The sequence below is a fragment of the Neptunomonas sp. ABH4_499 genome (assembly GCF_056160565.1).
Genome location: NZ_JBSWXK010000002.1, coordinates 161,779 through 180,176 on the forward strand (window position 1 = coordinate 161,779; position 18,398 = coordinate 180,176).

General features: G+C 49.5%; 15 protein-coding genes and 1 tRNA gene. 12 read left to right on the top strand and 4 right to left on the bottom strand.

The window, feature by feature from the left end:
• The first annotated feature begins 99 nt into the window (after positions 1-99).
• From ACXAF9_RS02530 to speE, 4 genes are all read left to right on the top strand, one after another.
• The gene (locus ACXAF9_RS02530) at positions 100-288 is read left to right on the top strand and encodes an FUSC family protein (RefSeq protein ID WP_475069946.1); all 189 of its coding nucleotides are present in this window, start codon (positions 100-102) and stop codon (positions 286-288) included.
• 135 nt (positions 289-423) lie between these two features.
• The gene (locus ACXAF9_RS02535; protein WP_475069948.1) at positions 424-909 is read left to right on the top strand and encodes a MarC family protein; all 486 of its coding nucleotides are present in this window, start codon (positions 424-426) and stop codon (positions 907-909) included.
• A 30-nt stretch (positions 910-939) separates the two neighbouring features.
• Positions 940-1,401 (top strand): methyltransferase family protein, encoded by a 462-nt coding sequence (locus tag ACXAF9_RS02540; protein ID WP_475069951.1) that lies wholly within the window; start codon positions 940-942, stop codon positions 1,399-1,401.
• A 107-nt stretch (positions 1,402-1,508) separates the two neighbouring features.
• Positions 1,509-2,363 carry a polyamine aminopropyltransferase gene (gene speE, locus ACXAF9_RS02545; protein WP_475069954.1) on the top strand — a complete coding sequence of 285 codons (855 nt, stop codon included), beginning with the start codon at positions 1,509-1,511 and terminating at the stop codon, positions 2,361-2,363.
• A gap of 127 nt (positions 2,364-2,490) precedes the next feature.
• Here speE and rne read toward each other — a convergent pair whose 3' ends face one another.
• Complete coding sequence (gene rne, locus ACXAF9_RS02550) at positions 2,491-5,370, bottom strand: ribonuclease E (protein ID WP_475069956.1); 2,880 nt, start codon at positions 5,368-5,370, stop codon at positions 2,491-2,493.
• Positions 5,371-5,939: 569 nt separating this feature from the next.
• Here rne and rluC point away from each other — a divergent pair.
• The 4 genes from rluC to thrH all read left to right on the top strand — a co-directional run bounded on the left by rluC (position 5,940) and on the right by thrH (position 9,800).
• The gene (gene rluC, locus ACXAF9_RS02555; RefSeq protein ID WP_475069959.1) at positions 5,940-6,923 is read left to right on the top strand and encodes a 23S rRNA pseudouridine(955/2504/2580) synthase RluC; all 984 of its coding nucleotides are present in this window, start codon (positions 5,940-5,942) and stop codon (positions 6,921-6,923) included.
• Positions 6,920-8,008 (top strand): DNA-binding protein, encoded by a 1,089-nt coding sequence (locus tag ACXAF9_RS02560; protein WP_475069962.1) that lies wholly within the window; start codon positions 6,920-6,922, stop codon positions 8,006-8,008. Before rluC ends, ACXAF9_RS02560 begins: the two co-directional genes overlap by 4 nt.
• Before the next feature lie 111 nt (positions 8,009-8,119).
• A complete protein-coding gene (cysB, locus tag ACXAF9_RS02565) occupies positions 8,120-9,094 on the top strand; it encodes an HTH-type transcriptional regulator CysB (protein ID WP_475069964.1) in 975 nt (324 codons plus the stop codon).
• Positions 9,095-9,182: 88 nt separating this feature from the next.
• A complete protein-coding gene (gene thrH / locus ACXAF9_RS02570) occupies positions 9,183-9,800 on the top strand; it encodes a bifunctional phosphoserine phosphatase/homoserine phosphotransferase ThrH (protein ID WP_475069967.1) in 618 nt (205 codons plus the stop codon).
• 69 nt (positions 9,801-9,869) lie between these two features.
• On the opposite strand, the gene radD is transcribed toward thrH, so the two are convergent.
• Entirely contained in the window at positions 9,870-11,606 is a 1,737-nt protein-coding gene (gene radD / locus ACXAF9_RS02575; RefSeq protein ID WP_475069970.1) for a DNA repair helicase RadD, read from the bottom strand.
• A gap of 203 nt (positions 11,607-11,809) precedes the next feature.
• Here radD and ACXAF9_RS02580 point away from each other — a divergent pair, with 203 nt between their 5' ends.
• The 3 genes from ACXAF9_RS02580 to cysS all read left to right on the top strand — a co-directional run bounded on the left by ACXAF9_RS02580 (position 11,810) and on the right by cysS (position 14,838).
• On the top strand, positions 11,810-12,298 hold the full coding sequence (locus ACXAF9_RS02580) for a hypothetical protein (RefSeq protein WP_475069974.1): 489 nt from the start codon (positions 11,810-11,812) through the stop codon (positions 12,296-12,298).
• A 121-nt stretch (positions 12,299-12,419) separates the two neighbouring features.
• Positions 12,420-13,334: a hypothetical protein gene (locus tag ACXAF9_RS02585; RefSeq protein WP_475069976.1), complete on the top strand. Its 915-nt coding sequence runs from the start codon at positions 12,420-12,422 to the stop codon at positions 13,332-13,334.
• A 115-nt stretch (positions 13,335-13,449) separates the two neighbouring features.
• Positions 13,450-14,838, top strand: coding sequence for a cysteine--tRNA ligase (cysS, locus tag ACXAF9_RS02590; RefSeq protein WP_475069978.1), 1,389 nt, complete (start codon positions 13,450-13,452; stop codon positions 14,836-14,838).
• Positions 14,839-14,909: 71 nt separating this feature from the next.
• Here the strand turns inward: cysS and folD are convergent, their stop codons facing one another.
• Complete coding sequence (folD, locus tag ACXAF9_RS02595; protein ID WP_475069980.1) at positions 14,910-15,761, bottom strand: bifunctional methylenetetrahydrofolate dehydrogenase/methenyltetrahydrofolate cyclohydrolase FolD; 852 nt, start codon at positions 15,759-15,761, stop codon at positions 14,910-14,912.
• Between the two features lie 253 nt (positions 15,762-16,014).
• On the opposite strand from folD, the gene ACXAF9_RS02600 reads away from it, so the two are divergent.
• A tRNA-Arg gene (locus ACXAF9_RS02600) sits at positions 16,015-16,091 on the top strand.
• Between the two features lie 25 nt (positions 16,092-16,116).
• Here ACXAF9_RS02600 and ACXAF9_RS02605 read toward each other — a convergent pair.
• Positions 16,117-18,318 (bottom strand): heavy metal translocating P-type ATPase, encoded by a 2,202-nt coding sequence (locus tag ACXAF9_RS02605; protein ID WP_475069982.1) that lies wholly within the window; start codon positions 18,316-18,318, stop codon positions 16,117-16,119.
• Positions 18,319-18,398 lie beyond the last annotated feature (80 nt).

Below are 18,398 nucleotides of genomic sequence, written 5' to 3' on the forward strand. Positions count from 1 at the left end.
TTGTTGGTGACTGCGGCGATTAGCGTGTGTGTCAGCGGCTTATTAGCGCTCGGTATGCGTTTAGGTTTGGATAACCCGTATTGAGTGCCTATTTCGTGCATGACATTTCTGGTGGCGCGCAACTACGCGTTGGCCGTGATGCTCATAACGCCGTTAACGGTGATCTTCGCCGAGGCCAATTCCACAACGCTTGCACCGATTGAGTTGGTAGCGATCCGTTTTGTTGATATTTGTTTAGGCAGTTTCATCGGCTTTGTAGGTGGCTGGTTGTTGCATCGTTCACGCTGATTGTCCGGTTTAGAAGATCGTCTTAAAAAAGGGAGATGACTAACTGAAAAAATGGCGCTTTTTGGGAAATTTTCGGCCGTTTCATTGTTCTAAATCATCGCTTGCCGATTCATTTATCTAGGGGCCTATTCCATCATGCAGTTCGAGCAACTGATTAAAAAAGACGCGTTGATTCTTTGGGCAACCATCGATCCTGTGGGAACTCTTGCGATTTTTGCCGCACTAACCCATCGGATGGACACAAAGCAGCGTTTTAAAACCGCACTGAAAGCAACCCTTTATGCAGGTGTTATTCTGATCGGAGCGGTTTTAATCGGCAAAGTATTATTGAGTGCAATGGGCATCCGTTTGGTGTTGCTCCAGGTTGCGGGCGGGATCATACTCTTCCTGTTTGCCCTTAAAATGATTTTTGGCAATGGGATTGAAGATGATCCATCTCAAACGGAAAACGGGCATGATATAGCGGTGTTTCCGTTAGCGGCAGGTTTTGTGATTAAAGTGATAGGGAACAACGGCGCGGCCATCCTGATTCGGGTAATGGGGATGATTTTAGCGGCGCTCTCTATTGAATTTGTGTTTGAGGGACTGAATCTTTTTGAGTTGATGAAGGTCCCGTCATAAAAATAACGTCGAAGGAATGTGTAGTCAGTCATGAAGTGGCTTGAGCTTAAAGTCCCGCCGGTCATTGTGCTTGCCGGTTGCGCAGTGTTGATGTGGATGGTCGATAGTTGCACAGCGGGGATTTACATTGACCGCGAAGCCAGAGTGATCCTTTGGGCGGTCTTTATGATGCTGGCGGTCACGTTTTGTTTATCGGGTGTGCTCAGTTTTCTGCGTAACAAGACAACGGCTAATCCCATTCGTCCACATAATACCAAGGTTCTAGTCACCGAAGGGGTGTATCGGGTATCCCGCAACCCTATGTATTTCGGCATGCTTTGCCTGCTGTTTGCGTGGTGGTTTTATCTCGCGAATCTCTGGTCTTTAGTCGGTTGCCTTTTGTTTGTGTTATACATGAACCGCTTTCAAATCCTGCCTGAAGAGCGCGCTTTAGAGCAGATGTTTGGCCAGTCTTTTCTGCAATATACTCAGGATGTGCGCCGCTGGATCTGATTGGTACTTGCCATTAAGGCCATAACGCGTTAAAAAAGCCCGATTATCTTAATGCCCGGTTTAGCTGGGCATTTTTATTGTTGTCACGTTAAGAGATCAGATTCGCAATGACCAACTTTGTTGAAACGCTTTACGACGGCTACGGCCAATCTTTCACCGTTGATGAAGTGCTGTTCGAGCAGCAAACGGACTCATGGCATTTAATCATCTTCCGTAACCGAGCATTCGGTACGGTGATGGCGCTGGATGGCATTGTTCAAACCACAGAGCGTGACGAGTTTGTGTATCACGAGATGCTGACTCACGTGCCTTTGTTTGCACACGGCGATGCAAAGCGTGTGTTGATCATCGGTGGTGGTGACGGCGGTATTCTTCGCGAAGTGTTAAAGCACCCAGAAGTGGAGCATGTGACTCAGGTCGAGATCGATCAAGCCGTTATTGATATGTGCAAAACGTATCTGCCAAAACACTCAGATGGTGCATTTGATGACCCGCGCGCAAACATTGTGATTGGCGATGGCATCGAGTACGTTTGCAACACGCAAGAGAAGTACGATGTGATTATTTCGGACTGCACAGACCCAGTTGGTCCAGGCGAAGTGTTGTTTAGCTCGCGTTTCTATGAAGGCTGCAAAAACTGCTTAAATGAAGGCGGTGTGTTTGTTGCTCAAAACGGTGTGGTCTTCATGCAGATTGAAGAGGTCGAAACCACTCGTCGTCGCTTAAGCCCTTACTTTGCTGATCAAAGCTTCTATTGTGCAGCAGTGCCGACTTACGTGTGCGGTAACATGACGTTGGCATGGGGCAGTGATAATACAGCGCTTCGTCAGCAGGATGAAGCGACGATTGAAGCACGCTTTAAAGCATCGTGTATGAAGACGCGTTACTACAACGCCAAAATGCACGTTGCTGCTTTCGCGTTGCCTCAGTACGTTGTAGATGCGTTAGATAACTTAAAATAATCGAGCTGCTTTAGGGCATCTCGGTTGGTGTTCAGGCCGTCTTTACAGGTGGCTGTTTGAATACCCCAAATACAGAAAAGCCGGTGATGAACACCGGCTTTGTTTTGTGCCTGATGAAAGCGAGTCTTTACGACTCGGCTTCACTTGTTTGCGCTTCGCGGTTCAGCTGACCACGTGGGTCATTTGGTGCGCGACGACGAGGACGGCGGCGAGGGCGCTCTTGCTGAGTTTCCTCTTCTGCTTTCGTCTCTACTTCGGCTTCAGCGGTCGCTTCTTGAGTCGCTTCAGCGTCCTGCTTGGCTGTTTCCTCTTTAGCGGCCACTTCCTTAGGAGCACTGGCAGGCGCTTCAACGCTTTGCTCAGCCACGGCTGCGGTCACGTCTGTGATCTCGGTCACGGTGACCTCTTCAGCCACTTTGACGTCGTCCGTCGCTTTAGGCTCGTTTTCGCTTTTTGCAGGTGCTGATTCTTCCGCTTTAGCAGTATCTTCGGCGTTAGACGCGACTTCGTCCTTGTTATCGGCCTTATCGCTCTTCTGCGATTTAGTCGACTTGCGAGGAGCGCGCTTACGCGTTGGCTTAGCGTCAGACTTCTCAGAGCTTGCGTCTTTGGCGTCAGTGCTCGCTTTTACCTCATCGTTAGAGGTGTTTGGCGCTTCCTGAGTGTCCGTTGTTGCCGATGCCTCAGTGCTTTCGACTTTCGCGGCTTCTACAGTCACGTCAGCGGCTTTTTCGACTAACGTTTCAGAGGCTGCAGCAACAACAGGAGCGGCTGCGTCAGCTGCGCTTGGTTCAGTTGCTTGAGGCTTGGTCTCTTCTGTGCGTTCTGCTGCATTTTCTACTGGATTGGTACGCTCGGCCGTGCGCTCTTGGTTACGACGCTTACGACCACGGTTACGGCTACGCGGAGCGTCGTCTTGATCGCCTTGATCATTCGATTTCGCTTGCGTGTTGCTGTTCTCGTTGTTGCCTTTAGCGTCTTGATCATCGTTCGTGCGGCGTGTACGACGACGGCGGCGCTTGTTGCGATCATCCGTGTTGTCATTGCCAGCGTTGTCTTGCTCTTGTTTCGCCTTGGCTGCTGCGCCTACGGCTTGTGGAGCTTCATCCGCCTTAACGGTGATCACTTCATCAGTGCGCTTATCGCGACGGCGCTCCAGGTTGTCTCGGCTGTTGGTACGGCGGGACTTACCACGTGAACGACGGTTGTCGGATTTGTTGTTGCGCTCTTGCTGAGACGTTTTCTTCGCTTTTGGCGCTTCTTGTGTCTCTTGCTCGGTCGCTTCAGGGTTCAGCAGGGTGCCAAGTGCCTTGAAAATGCGCGAGAACAAACCGCCGGTTGCCGCCGTTGCTTGCGGAGCAGGTACGCGTGTTGGCGCAGCGCTTTGTGCGGCTTCCGGAGCCGGGCGGCGAGGTGCTAGACCGCTAACTGCAGCTTGCTCACGTTTAACCGGTTGGGCAGCGCTTTCCAGTGTCTCTTCTTCATCCGTTTCTGGCTGCAGCTCGTAGCTCGCATCCTGAGTACTGGTAACCGTGTGATCATCACGCAAACGAACCACTTCGTAGTGCGGTGTATCCATGTTCGGGTTAGGAACAATCACCACGCGAACGTCGTGACGCAGCTCGATCTCATGAACGGCGCGGCGTTTTTCGTTTAACAAGAAGGTCGCAACGCTCACCGGTAAGATCGCTCGGATCTGAGATGTGCGGTCTTTAGCAGACTCTTCTTCGATCAGACGCATGATCGAAAGGGCTAGTGATTCGATGTCACGGATGGTGCCTTGGCCGTTACAGCGTGGGCATACAGAGCCGCGGCTTTCAGTCAATGATGGGCGTAGACGCTGGCGCGACATTTCCAAAAGGCCAAAGCGAGAGATGTGTCCCATCTGAACACGAGCGCGGTCCAGTTTGAGTGCCGAGTGCAGCTTCTCTTCGACGGCACGCTGGTTTTTGATCGGGGTCATATCGATAAAGTCGATAACGACCAAGCCGCCGATATCGCGTAAACGCAATTGGCGAGCAATCTCTTCAGCGGCTTCAAGGTTAGTGTGCAAAGCGGTTTCTTCAATATCACCACCACGTGTGGCACGTGCGGAGTTGATATCAATGGAAACCAAAGCTTCGGTTGGGTCGATCACAATCGAGCCGCCCGATGGCAATTTTACTTCGCGCTCAAACGCTGTTTCTATCTGAGTCTCGATCTGGAAGCGGTTAAACAGTGGTGTCGCTTCTTTGTAAAGCTTGATCTTAGGCTCGTAGTTCGGCATCACTTGTTGAACGAAGGCAAGGGCGTTTTCGTACACCTCTGGCTTATCGATCAGCACTTCGCCAATGTCATCACGCAGGTAATCACGAATGGCGCGGATCACTACGTTGCTCTCTTGATAGATCAAGAACGGAGCAGAGCGCTTTTCGCTTTCGGCGGTGATGGCTCCCCAAAGTTGAGCTAGGTAGTCTAAATCCCACTGCAGCTCTTCAGATGAGCGGCCAACACCTGCGGTGCGCACAATGATGCCCATTTTGTTCGGAACTTTAACGCCATCTAATGCCGCTTTCAGCTGTGCGCGTTCTTCGCCTTCGATACGACGGGAAATACCACCGGCACGAGCGTTGTTTGGCATCAATACCAAGTAACGGCCTGCAAGGCTGATAAAGGTTGTGAGTGCTGCGCCTTTATTGCCGCGCTCTTCTTTATCGACCTGTACGATAACTTCGGTGCCTTCTTTGACCAAATCTTTAATGTTTGGACGGCCACCGCGCTCAGGTTGTTTTACGAAGTACTCGCGCGCAATCTCTTTTAAAGGAAGGAAACCGTGACGCTCAGAACCGTAATCAACAAAAGCGGCTTCAAGGCTCGGTTCTACCCGAGTGATCTTGCCTTTGTAGATGTTGGCTTTTTTCTGTTCGCGGCTATCGGATTCAATGTCCAGATCGTAGAGGCGTTGACCGTCTACAAGGGCGACACGCAACTCTTCTGGTTGAGTTGCGTTGATTAACATACGTTTCATGAATGAAGGATCTCTCGTAAGAGAGTGCCTAACTGACTGATCGATCCGTCCGTAGTGGAATCGTTACACGGTTCCGTCATGCGATGTCGAACTATGATAGTTTCCGGCCAACCTCTGTAGATGACAGGGCTGCACCTGGTGCATTCATAATCAATCCATCAACGGTGTAGGAAATCGATAGCCAATGTTTTTCTTTTAAATGATTGTTACCGCGTAAGTGTTAGCGAACGCAGGTTCCAGGCTATGATGCGTCTACACCTCAAACTGAACCCGACAGGGGATCAGTGCAGGATGCACTCTCTGAATAAACAGTTTATTCGTTTGTAAATTTAGCGTCGTGTGGTTATTTCAAGGCAAAACAATCAGGCCTTTGCACGGACTAAACTCAATGTCACCGACGTTAACGCCGGGTAAAACAGATCGCTTTTTAAACAGCTGTTGAAGTTGCGCGGATCTACATCAACGCGCTAAATCGATTTCTTTTGGAAAAAGCTAGAGCCAACAGCGATTTGCGACGATACAATATAGCAGCTAACCCATACTGCATCAATCGAGAAGCTAATTCCTTAATGTCTGATTCAAAACCCAGTTCTAGCCCCGGCGTTCGTTTTATAGAGGTCGATGCCGACCAAGCCGGACAACGCATCGATAACTTTCTTAGAACCGCCCTAAAAGGCGTGCCTAAAAGTATGATTTATCGTGTTTTACGAAAAGGGGAAGTGCGGGTTAATAAAAAGCGCATTAAGCCTGATGGCCGCTTGGAAGCGGGTGATGTGGTGCGTATTCCACCGATTCGTGTAGCCGAGCGTGGCGAAGCCGCCCCGGTGGGTCAATCATTGATCGAGTTACTTGAAAGCTCGGTGCTGTATGAATCCGATGCATTGATGGTGATGAACAAACCATCGGGTCTTGCGGTTCATGGAGGCTCAGGTGTCAACCTTGGTCTGATTGAAGCGATCCGTCAGATGCGACCAGATGCACGGTTCCTGGAATTGGTGCACCGTTTAGACCGCGATACGTCCGGCTGCATCATGATTGCGAAAAAGCGCAGTATGTTGCGCTTTATGCATGAGAAGCTTCGTAACAACCAAGTCAACAAGATCTACAACGCGTTGGTGGTTGGTAAATGGGAAAACCGCGACAACCGGATTGATGTTCCTCTTAAAAAGAATGAACTTAAATCGGGTGAGCGTATCGTAAAAGCGCAAGCGGATGGCAAACCATCCATTACCTTGTACAAAGTGCTACGTCGATTTGGGCAATACGCTACGCTGGTTGAGGCGAAACCTGTTACAGGTCGCACACACCAAATTCGGGTTCATTGTCAGTTTACAGGACACCCCATCATCGGGGACGATAAATATTGCAGTGACGATGTGAATAAAGAGTTTAAAGAAATTGGCGTACGTCGCTTGTTTCTACATTCGGCTCGTTTGCAGGTTGGTTTGCCCGACGGCGAAGAGCTGAACATTACCGCCCCTCTTGAGCCTGCGCTCGAGGAGGCGATGAGCAACATTGTAAAACACATATCCTCATCAGGAATTCATGAATGATCAAAGATAATGCATACCGTTTTGCCGATAATCTCTGGATTCAGGGAGAGCAGCCAAGCGCTGATCTGATCGCAAAACAGTGTGAGATAGAAGAGACAGAAGCAGCCAAGTTGTTATCCGAGTGGCGTCAAACTCTGCCCGATCGCGTCTCGTTGCAAAAATCCCTGGTCTCGGTTCCCGATGTGCCAGATGTCCTGAACCTTGCATTCAGCCGCCTGTGGCAGCAAGCGATGGAAGAGGCTGCTCAGCGCGTCGGTCTTGAGCAGCGAAGCGCCGGTGCAACGCTTGAGGAAGCAAAACGCATGTCGGATCACACGGTTCATGAGATGCAGAACCGTCAGTTGAGTCTGGAAGGCAAAATTCGCGAGCAGAACGGCCGCATCGAAGAGATGCTGACCACGCAAAAATCGCTTGAAGCGGAAATCAACGTCCTTAAAAGTGCATTGGCCAGTGAAACCACCGCTCGTAAGCAAGAGGAGCAAGTGCGTTCTAACCTTGAGCATGATTTGGCGGTTCTGCGTAAAACGCACGATGACTCTAAGCGTACTTTTGATGTGCGCATTAAAGATGAGCAGCGCCGTGCGCAAGATCAGATCAGTAAATCCGATGCCGATACGCGCTACTACCGTTCGGCCTTAGAGAAGCTTCGTGACGAAGTCGGTAAGAAAGAATCCTCTTTAACCAAAGAGATTCACGACTTAAAAGCCGAAGTGGCTAAGCGTGATGTGAAAACCGAAACGATGAAGACCCAGCTCAAATCCCAAGAGGAAGAGCTAACGCAGCTTAAACAAGATGCTGTGCATCAGAGTCGTGAGCTGGCCCGCAGTAACTCGGCCTTGTTGGCAGAAGGCAATAAGGTGAAGCGTTTTGAGGACCGTGTCAAAGAGCTTGAAGCTGAAATCAAGCGCATCAACCAGAAAAACGTGAATACGACCACCGATTGGAGTCGTCGTGAAAACGCATTGCGTTCCCAGCTTAAAGAGCGCGACGAAGAGCTGATGCGGGTTCAATCTCGAGTCTCTGGTCTCGAGAAGCGGGTGATCACTCAAGATGAAGAGATCCGTCGTCTGAATTCTCGTCTTTAAGAATCAAAACTCGTCTTCTTATTCTTTACAGTTATATTCGTTCGATGTATTAATACCAAGGCTCGATGCTTTCATCGGGCCTTGGTACTTTAAAGGCATTCGGACAGATCTATGAAACTCCAACAACTCCGTTACATCTGGGAAGTGGCCCGTCACGACCTGAATGTATCGGCGACCGCCCAAAGCTTATACACCTCCCAGCCTGGCATCAGTAAACAGATTCGTCTTTTGGAAGACGAGTTGGGTGTTGAAGTGTTTGCCCGAAGTGGCAAGCATCTGACCCGCATTACCCCTGCTGGTGAAGCGATCTTAGATATTGCAGGTGAGATCCTTCAAAAAGTGGAAAGCATTAAGCAGGTGGCTCAGGAATTCAGTGATGAAAAGATGGGCAGCTTGGCGGTAGCAACGACCCACACCCAGGCACGTTATGCCTTGCCGGACACCATCACTAAATTCATTGGTAAATATCCTGATGTCTCTTTGCACATGCATCAAGGTACTCCGATGCAGATTTCGGAAATGGCGGCCGATGGTACGGTCGATTTCGCCATTGCGACAGAAGCGATGAACCACTTCTCGGATTTGATCATGATGCCGTGCTACAAGTGGAACCGCTCGGTTGTTGTGCCAAAAGATCACCCGCTCACTCAAGTCCCAAAACTGACGCTCGAAGAGATCGCCAAATACCCGATTGTCACTTATGTGTTTGGTTTTACGGGGCGCTCTAAATTGGATGATGCCTTTAAAGAGCGAGGCTTGGATCCGAAAGTGGTGTTCACGGCGGTGGATTCGGATGTCATCAAGGCTTATGTGCGCCTTAATCTTGGGGTGGGTATTGTGGCGACAATGGCGTACCAGCCAGAGGTCGACACGGACTTGGTTGCTCTGGATGCCAGCGACTTGTTTGAATCCAGCACCACCAAAATCGGTTTTAGAAAAGGTACTTTCCTACGCGGTTACATGTTCGATTTTATTCATCTATTTGCCCCGCACCTAACCCAAGATGTGGTTCGCCAAGTGCTGGAGTGCAATACCCGAGCCGAAGTAGATGAGTTCTTCGAGGGTTGGGAGTTGCCGGTTTACTAGTCGCAAAATTTGAATCAAGTGTCGTTAACAGGTAAATTGCCCCGCAAACTTAAGGGCGTTTAACGGCCGCTATTACGAGGAGAGATGTGTGGAACTGGCTTGTCTTGATCTTGAAGGTGTTTTGATCCCAGAAATTTGGATCGCATTTGCCGAAGAAACTGGCATTGAAGAGTTAAAAGCAACCACCCGTGATATTCCAGATTACGATGTGTTGATGAAGCAGCGTTTACGTATCCTTGATGAGCACGGTTTAACCCTGCCTCAAATTCATGACACCATCAGCCGTTTGTCTCCTTTGGAAGGTGCGCGCGAGTTTATCGACTGGCTGCGTGAGCGCTTCCAGGTGGTAATTTTATCCGATACGTTTTACGAGTTTGCCGAGCCTTTGATGCGCCAATTGGGTTTCCCGACCCTTTTGTGTCACAAGTTGGAAGTGGACGAGAGCGGCCGAATTACCGACTACACCTTGCGTCAGCGCGATCCTAAACGTCAATCGGTTCGTGCGTTCCAGTTGCTTAACTACCGTGTGGTGGCCACTGGTGATTCGTACAACGATACAACCATGTTGACTCAGGCCGAAGCGGGCATCTTGTTCCATGCGCCGGATAATGTGATTGCAGAGTTCCCGCAATTCCCTGCAGTGCATACCTACGAAGAGCTGAAAAAAGAGTTTATTAAGGCGAGTAATCGCAACTTAAGCCTCTAATCGCCTGTAAGCTTTTTGCTTTTTAAAGCCCTGTTCTTGCAGGGCTTTTTTCATGGTGCGGTTGTCGGGTTAGCCAAGCTGATGGGCTTTTCGGTATCGGCCTTGATAATCAAAGATGCGAGCGTGTACTTTCCAGAATCGTTTTTCTTCTAGGGCGACCACAAAGTCCGGTGCTTTTAAACGGGTTTCGAAGGCCATCAGTTGTTCTGCGTTATTGATCGCCGGTAAAAGCGTTCCGTCTTTTAAGCGTTTGCCAAACACGCGGTAAAACGATTCTTGGTGGCTGGTGTAATCCCAATTGAATTTCTCTTTGATGCTTTCACCGTCTTCATCGTGGTAGATCACGGTTAACGCGTTTTTCTGGCAATCAAAGCTCATCCCGGCGCAACGAAATACACGAGCATTCTTAAGCTCCAGAGCCTTTTTGAGTTGATCGTCTGGGTCAACTAAGACTTCTTGGCAGGCTTGGCAGCGCCGTGCGGCGATGTCGTTTTCCTCCCCGCAAAAACCACAGCTTTTGAATTGGAATCGAAACGTGCACTGATGTGATGGCGGGTTGCCTATCATCCCTTTGCAGCGCCGACCAAAGTGCTCGATCAAATCACCATCACTGTCGACTTTCCCCCAAAACGTGTTGGCAAACTCGCACTCTGGGCAGAAAACCTGAACAGGTACAGAGTCTGAATCGGGTTTTGGGTCGCCAACCTCTGGTTGATAAAGGTCGTAGCGATTGCCGGCATAATCAATGATTAAGCAATCTTCTTTGTTGGGTGCGGTTCGTAAGCCTCGGCCTATGATTTGCTGATATAAACTGACCGATTCGGTTGGGCGCAAAATAGCAATGCAATCGACGTGGGGCGCATCAAAACCTGTGGTTAGAACCGACACATTAACAAGGTAAGTTAGCTGCCGTTCTTTAAAGGCTTTTATGTAGCGGTCGCGATCACGATGATCAGTATCACCTGTAATAAGCACGGTACTGTCGGCGGGTAAGTAGCTGATGATCTCTTTGGCGTGCTCGACCGTGGCGGCAAATATCATCACGCCTTGGCGTTGGTGTTCGTCACAGAGGCTCATTAAGTGCTTAATGATGGCTTTAGTGACTCGCTTACACCCCTTTAGAAGGTCATTCATCGGCTTCTGTTCGAATTGACCGTCCGGTGTTGTCAGGCTGCTGAAATCATAGTGTTCAACGGCAGGGTCGAGCACTTTGGGTTCGGTTAAAAAGCCCTCTTTAATGAGGTAGCGAAGCGGCAGTTCATAGATGCATTTCTTAAATAATCGTTCGGCCTCACCACGTATTATGCCGCGATAATGTTCATGGTAGATCCAGCCAATCCCAAGACGGTAAGGGGTTGCGGTTAACCCCAAAATTTTCGTGGTTGGGTTAAGCGCTTTCAGGTGATTAAGCGTTGTTAAATATTGGCTGTTATCGTACAGCCCAATGCGATGGCACTCATCAATGATCACAATCGAGTAGGCTTCTGTGAGCTCATCTAAATGGCGTGACAAGGATTGAATGCTGGCAAAGGTAATTTGCTCCGATAGGTCGGCTTGCTTTAAACCGGCGGAATAGATACCAGCGCTTCGGCCAAGGGAGGTGAGTTTCTCGTGATTTTGTTCGACCAGTTCTTTTACATGGGTAAGTACCAAAACGCGTCCGCGAGCGATGCGCGCCAATTCGGCAATGACTAAACTCTTTCCGGCGCCAGTAGGTAACACAATGACAGCAGGATCGATTGAACCTCTGAAATGTTCGATGGTCTTTAGTACAGCTTCTTGTTGATAAGCTCTAAGTTTGTACATATGTGAATCACAGAAGCCTTGGCAAAGCACTCATTTAACAGCGCAGTGATGCGAATTGTTAACGAGTATGAGAGAATTGTTTTGCGAATACAAATCAATCAGTTACGCAGTCCTCTTAACGTGATAACTGAGCATGGATCGCTGAGTTCAGCTTAACATTTGCTGACTCTGAACAACTATTTTAAACATAGGGAATTCAAAATATGAATCTTAAGTCCATTCTTGTTGCCTCAATGATCTCTTCTTCTATCATCCTGACCGGTTGTGGTGATAACAGCGAAGCTGAAAAAGCCGCACAGGATGCTGCTAAATCAGCGTCAGAAGCAGCAGAATCAGCAGCTGATGCTGCAAAAGCCGAAGCAGAAGCGGCACAGGAAAAAGCAGAAGAAGCGGTAGAAGCAGCTCAGGAATCTGCAAGTGAAGCGGCCGACAGTGCAGCTGAAGGCGCTGCAGCGGCAGCTGAATCAGCGGAAAAGATGACCAACGACGCTGTTGATGCTACTCAGGAAACCGCTCAGGAAGTGGCTGATTCTGCAGCTGAAATGGCAGACGAAGCAGCTGAAAAGTTGGATGAAGCGGCTAAAGCCACTGAAGAAGCCGCTAGCGATGCAGCCGCACCAGCGTTGAATGCAGCAGGCGAAGCCGTACAAGAGGCTGATGAAGCGGTACAAAAAGCGCAAGAACAACTGTAATTATTGCGTTTACGCTCGCTCCTAACGGAATTTGAGCTATCTTACTATCGGCCGTTTACTCTTAGGAGGGCGGCCGATATTCGTTATACATCCTTTGTTTTCAATGATATCTGGAGTGTGAATGCGCCGAGGTGCTTTTCGTTCGTTTAAAAAGCCTTTGTCAGCCTTGCTTGTTACTTACGCCCTTTGGGGGTGTGCCGCGCCTGCGATGTCGCCCTCGCAACGAGGTTCTGTTCTGGATGTCGAGACTGAGTCACTTTTACCTAAGGAGGTAAAGGAAACCTCGGGCCTTGCGCTGGTGGGCGGCAAGTTATGGACCATGAACGACAGTGGTGGTGCTCCGGCTTTGTATCAGTTTGATCAAAGTTATTCATTTGAAAAGCGGGTTAAGGTTCAAGGTATAAAAAACGTCGATTGGGAATCACTGGCCAATAATGATACTCATCTCTTTATCGCAGACTGCGGTAACAATAAGGGGAAGCGAAAGGCGTTGGATATTTACCGTGTGCCTTTAGTGAATCTGATCAAGGCGGATCATAAAGTCCATGTTAATGCGTTTCGTATCCACTTTAAATACGCCGATTACACACCGGAAAAGGCCGGTGGCGCGTATTCCACCAATTACGATTGTGAAGCCATTACCGTTATTGATGATCAGATCTGGCTCTTCTCTAAAAACTGGGGCGACCTTCAAACGCGCATCTACACTTTAGATCCCGATGTCAGTAAGCAAACGGTTCAACCACTGGATACTTGGCCGGTTGGCGGAATGATTACCGGTGCAGATTACGATCCTAAATCAGGACGCTTGGCCTTATTGGGTTATTCGAAAGTGAGTGCGTTTGGTTACTCGTTTATTTGGATTGTTCCAATAAACCAAGGTTTGCCGGACTGGAAGGGCGCTCGTTATCATCAACTCAACCGCTATGCACAGTGGGAAGGGATCGTCTGGGATACAGATGGCTCCTTGTTACTGACCTCGGAGAAAAGCGCACTCGGTGGTCCAGAGGTTGGGCGTGTTCATCTTAAAGATTGATTTATTACCCTTTGCTAACGCCTTTCCTCTATAATGGTGCGCTTTGCTGAATGCGGGCGCCTATTCAATCAAGTGTGTCCGTAAAATTACGTTTTTACCCAGTTACGGATGCGCCATGCTTCAGATTTATAATACGCTGACCCGTCAAAAAGCGCCTTTCAAGCCAATGCAGGAAGGGCAGATCAACATGTATGTGTGTGGTATCACGGTATACGATTTTTGCCACATAGGTCATGCACGTGTAATGGTCTGTTTTGATGTGATTACGCGTTATTTGCGCTCACGTGGCTGGAATGTGAACTATGTGCGAAACATCACTGATGTTGACGACAAAATCATTCGCCGCGCCAACGAAAACGGTGAGTCCGTTAACGATCTGACCAATCGTATGATCGCAGCCATGCATGAAGATGAAGATGCGCTTGCGGTACTGCGCCCAGATCAAGAACCACGTGCAACAGATCATATCCAAGAGATCATCGATCTGGTCTCTACATTAATCGAAAAAGATTTTGCCTATGCAGCGGATAATGGCGATGTTTACTACCGTGTCGAAAAGTTTGAAGGGTACGGCAAACTGACGCGTCAAAACATTGATGAGTTGCGCTCTGGTGCCCGCATCGAAGTGGGTGATGCAAAACAAAGCCCATTGGATTTTGTGCTTTGGAAAGCGGCGAAACCGGGTGAAGTCAGCTGGGAGTCCCCTTGGGGGCAGGGTCGCCCAGGTTGGCACATCGAGTGTTCGGCCATGTCGAAAAGCTGCCTTGGCGATACCTTTGATATCCACGGTGGTGGCCCAGATTTGCCATTCCCGCATCACGAGAACGAAATTGCTCAATCCGAAGCGGCCAATGGTTGTCAGTACGTTAACTACTGGATGCACGCAGGTCCTGTTCGCGTTAATAAAGAGAAGATGTCCAAGTCCTTGGGTAACTTCTTTACCATTCGTGATGTGTTGGCGAAGTACAATTCAGAGGTAGTGCGCTATTTCTTAGCCAGTGTTCATTACCGCAGTTACATCGATTACAGCGAAGAGTCCCTAAAAGAGGCGCAAAGTGCACTCGAGCGTTTTTACCAAGCGCTTGGCAGTGTTGAAGCGGTAGAAGGCGAGCTCGATAACGACTATGAAGCGCGCTTTATCGAGTCGATGGACGATGACTTTAATACGCCTAAAGCGTTTGCGGTGCTGTTTGAGTTGGTCAACGAGCTAAACAAAGCAGTGCGTGAGGGTGCAGCGAGTGCACCCGCGATGGCGTACCAGCTGAAGTCATTGGCCGGTGTTCTTGGTTTATTGCAGCAGGACCCGGATCAGTTCTTGAAGGGCGATGATAAAGAGGGTGAAATCTCATCCGAAGAGATCGAAGCCTACATTGAGCAGCGAAAAGCCGCACGCGCAAACAAAGATTTTGCGGAGTCGGACCGCATTCGCGACTTGCTGGCCGATCAAGGCGTCATAGTTAAGGACTCTCGCGAAGGCACCACTTGGTTCCGCGAAAAAGTCTAAGCGTATTTTAGATACAAAAAAACCGCTCACTGAGCGGTTTTTTTATAGCGTTGCTACATGACGGGGTTGGATTAGCTGTGGTTTTCCGCTGCTTCCAAGGTGTTTTCCATCAAGCAGGCTACGGTCATTGGGCCGACACCGCCAGGTACAGGGGTAATCCAAGCGGCGCGATCCGCAGCAGGGGCGTACTCTACATCGCCCACAAGGCGGCCATCGTCTAAACGGTTGATGCCCACATCAATAACAATCGCACCGTCTTTGATCCACTCGCCTTTAACAAGTTCTGGTTTACCAACACCCACGACCACAATGTCAGCACGGCCGACGTGCTCTTGCAGGCTGCGAGTAAAGCGGTGAGTGGTGGTTACGGTGCAACCCGCCAATAGTAGTTCGAGCGACATTGGGCGACCCACAATATTGGATGCGCCAACCACAACGGCTTCTTGACCTTTTAGGTTAATGCCAGTGGATTCCAATAGCTTCATGACGCCTTTTGGTGTGCAAGGGCGCAATACCGGTAAACGCTGCGCTAGGCGGCCTAGGTTAAAAGCGTGGAAGCCGTCTACGTCTTTCTCGGGCAGGATGCGTTCTAGGATTTCGTTGGCATCCAGGCCATCTGGAAGTGGCAGCTGAACCAGAATCCCATCCACATTGGCATCCTTATTAAGCTTATCCACTAGGGATAGCAGCTCATCTTGAGATGCAGTGGCAGGTAAGTCGTATGACTCAGAAACGATACCGACTTCTTTGCAGGCATTTTTCTTGTTTCGAACATACACGTGAGAAGCGGGATCATCTCCTACGATCACTACGGCCAAGCAAGGGGCGCGTTTTCCGTTTTTAAGGCGTTCTTGAATGCGTTCGGCAACGTTTTGACGGACATTGGCGGCAATTTGCTTACCGTCGATAATCTGGGCGGTCATAGTGTCTAGGGGGTTCCTACTGTCGTAACGGGAATCGAAAGATGGGGTATTTTCCCATTTTAGAGGCACATCGCCAAGTAAAAGAGGGCAATCGACACCGAATTGTCACAAGAAGCCTACTTAAGTGCTGGTTGATGCTGTGCGGGTAAATGGATGATTTTACATACCTATTTGTACGTAAGTTGTGTATGGGGATTGACGATGCCAATCCCCTCTATTAGGATACGCGCTCCATTTCGCACTCGTTGCATTTGGGGCTATAGCTCAGTTGGATAGAGCATCCGCCTTCTAAGCGGACGGTCGCGGGTTCGAATCCTGCTAGCCCCGCCATTTATACCGATTACTCCTGTTATTCCTAGCTTTCTACCTTATAAGTTCTCAAACGATTGGCATTACTCACCACGGTGATTGAGGACAACGCCATGGCCGCTGCCGCAATCATTGGGTTAAGCATCCAGCCTGTAACACCGTAAAGAATACCGGCCGCAACGGGGATGCTCAGCGTGTTGTACGCAAACGCGCCAAATAGGTTTTGTTTGATATTTCGAACAATGGCGGCGGATAGATCCATAGAGTCCGTAACGCTGCCCAATGAGCTTCTTAAAAGAGCGACATCGGCGCTTTCAATAGCAATATCCGTCCCTTGGCCCATGGCAAAGCCGACATCCGCTTGCGCAAGCGCCGGCGCATCATTAATCCCATCGCCGACAAAACCAACTTTATAGCCTTTATGTTGATAGTCTTTGACGATGGATGCTTTATCTTCCGGTTTTAGATTGGCTTTAATGTCTTCAATGCCGGCTTGCTGTCCGATCAGTTTGGCGGTGGCTTCTTGATCCCCGGTGAGCATAACCACGTGAACGCCCTTGTTTTTCAGAGCTTCAATGGCAGCTCGCGAATCTTGCTTGATAGGGTCTTCTACAACAAAGCCTGCAATGACGGAATGATTACTGGTTAACAGCAGGTAAGGGCGCTCTTCTTTCGTAAGTGCGCTTGGCAGTGCCTTATCGGTTGCAAACGCCAATGCCCACTCTGGTGTGCCCAGGTAGTAAAGTGTGCCATTAAGCTCGCCTTTAATGCCACTTGCCGTTATCGCTTCAAAATCGAAGATGGTGTCCAAAGCCTGTCCTTGTTCTTTGGCCGCATCGATAATGGCTTTTGCAATCGGATGTTCCGAGTGCTGCTCAAGCGAAGCCGCAAGTCGTAAAGCCTCGGTTTCAGGTTGATCTGTATGCACGGCGACCAGTGTTGGGTGACCTTCGGTAATGGTGCCTGTTTTATCAAGCAAGATGGCGCTCAGTTGATGTGCGTTTTCTAATGCTTGAGCGTTTTTGATTAAGATTCCGTAATCAGCGGCCTTCTCAATCCCGACCATAACGGACATGGGTGTCGCCAGTCCCAATGCACAAGGGCAGGCGATGATCAAAACCGCTACTGAGGTAACCAACATATAGCCCCAGGGCGGTGTCGGGCCGAACACCCACCAAATTGCTGCCGTTAATACACTAATGCCGATCACGCACGGGACAAACCACGCGGTCACTTGGTCAGCGAGCTTGGCAAGCTCAGGTTTTGAATTTTGGGCGGATCGGATCAATTTAATGATTCGCGCAATGGCTGAATCATCGCTCACATGGGTAGCGCTGATCAGAAGCGAACCGTTTTGATTAAGGGTGCCGCCGGTAACGGTGTCACCTTGGCGTTTTTCTACAGGGATGGCTTCACCGGTGATCATGGATTCATCAATGTACGTTGTGCCTTCTTTAATGACGCCATCAACGGGGATCTGCTGTCCTGGTTTGACGCGGATCAGGTCGCCTTCACGTACGCGTTCTAGCGGAATAAGCGTCGTGGTCTCACCGCGAGTCACCTCAGCCGTTTTGGGTTGAAGGTTCATGAGCTTCTCGATAGCGCCGGAGGAGCGCGAGCGGGATTTAAGCTCCAATACTTGGCCAAAGTTAACGAAGGCCAATATCATCACACAGGCCTCAAAATAGAGGTGTCGTGCGGCGCTTGGGAAAAACTCCGGTGTGATGACGACCAACATCGAGAAAACCCAAGCCGCGCCCGTTCCCAGTGCGATTAGGGTATCCATGCTGGAGGTGCCTGATTTTGCCGCACGCAAAGCGGCTAGGTAAAAATGCCCACCACCAAAAATCATCAAGGCCAATGTAAGTGCGCCAACGATACCCCAGCTGATTTGCAATGGGGTGGTTGATACACTCATCCAGTCGGTAAACAACCCAACACCCATCATCAGCATGCCAGCAATGAAGGTGGCCGCAGCCTGAGCACTGCGTTTTTTGATCAAGGCTTGGGCTTCGGCTTGCTGTTTTGCTCGATCTTCCGTTTCGCTGGTGGATGGCGTTGCGCCGTAACCTAGGTTTTCGAGCGTCTTGATCAGTTCTGTGGATGAGATCGTACCGTCAACAAAGAGCTTTCGTTGTGGGAAATTGATTTCGGCGTGATCAACATTAGGGGTTTCGGCTAACTTATTTACAATTTTGCGTACACAGCCTGCGCATGACACTTTATGTAACAAATAGGCCTGACTCATATGGACCTCTCGTGCAGCGTTGAAAGATGGAGAATAAATATGTGTTAATGGAGACTGTAAAGTTTCCAGTAACGGGAAGG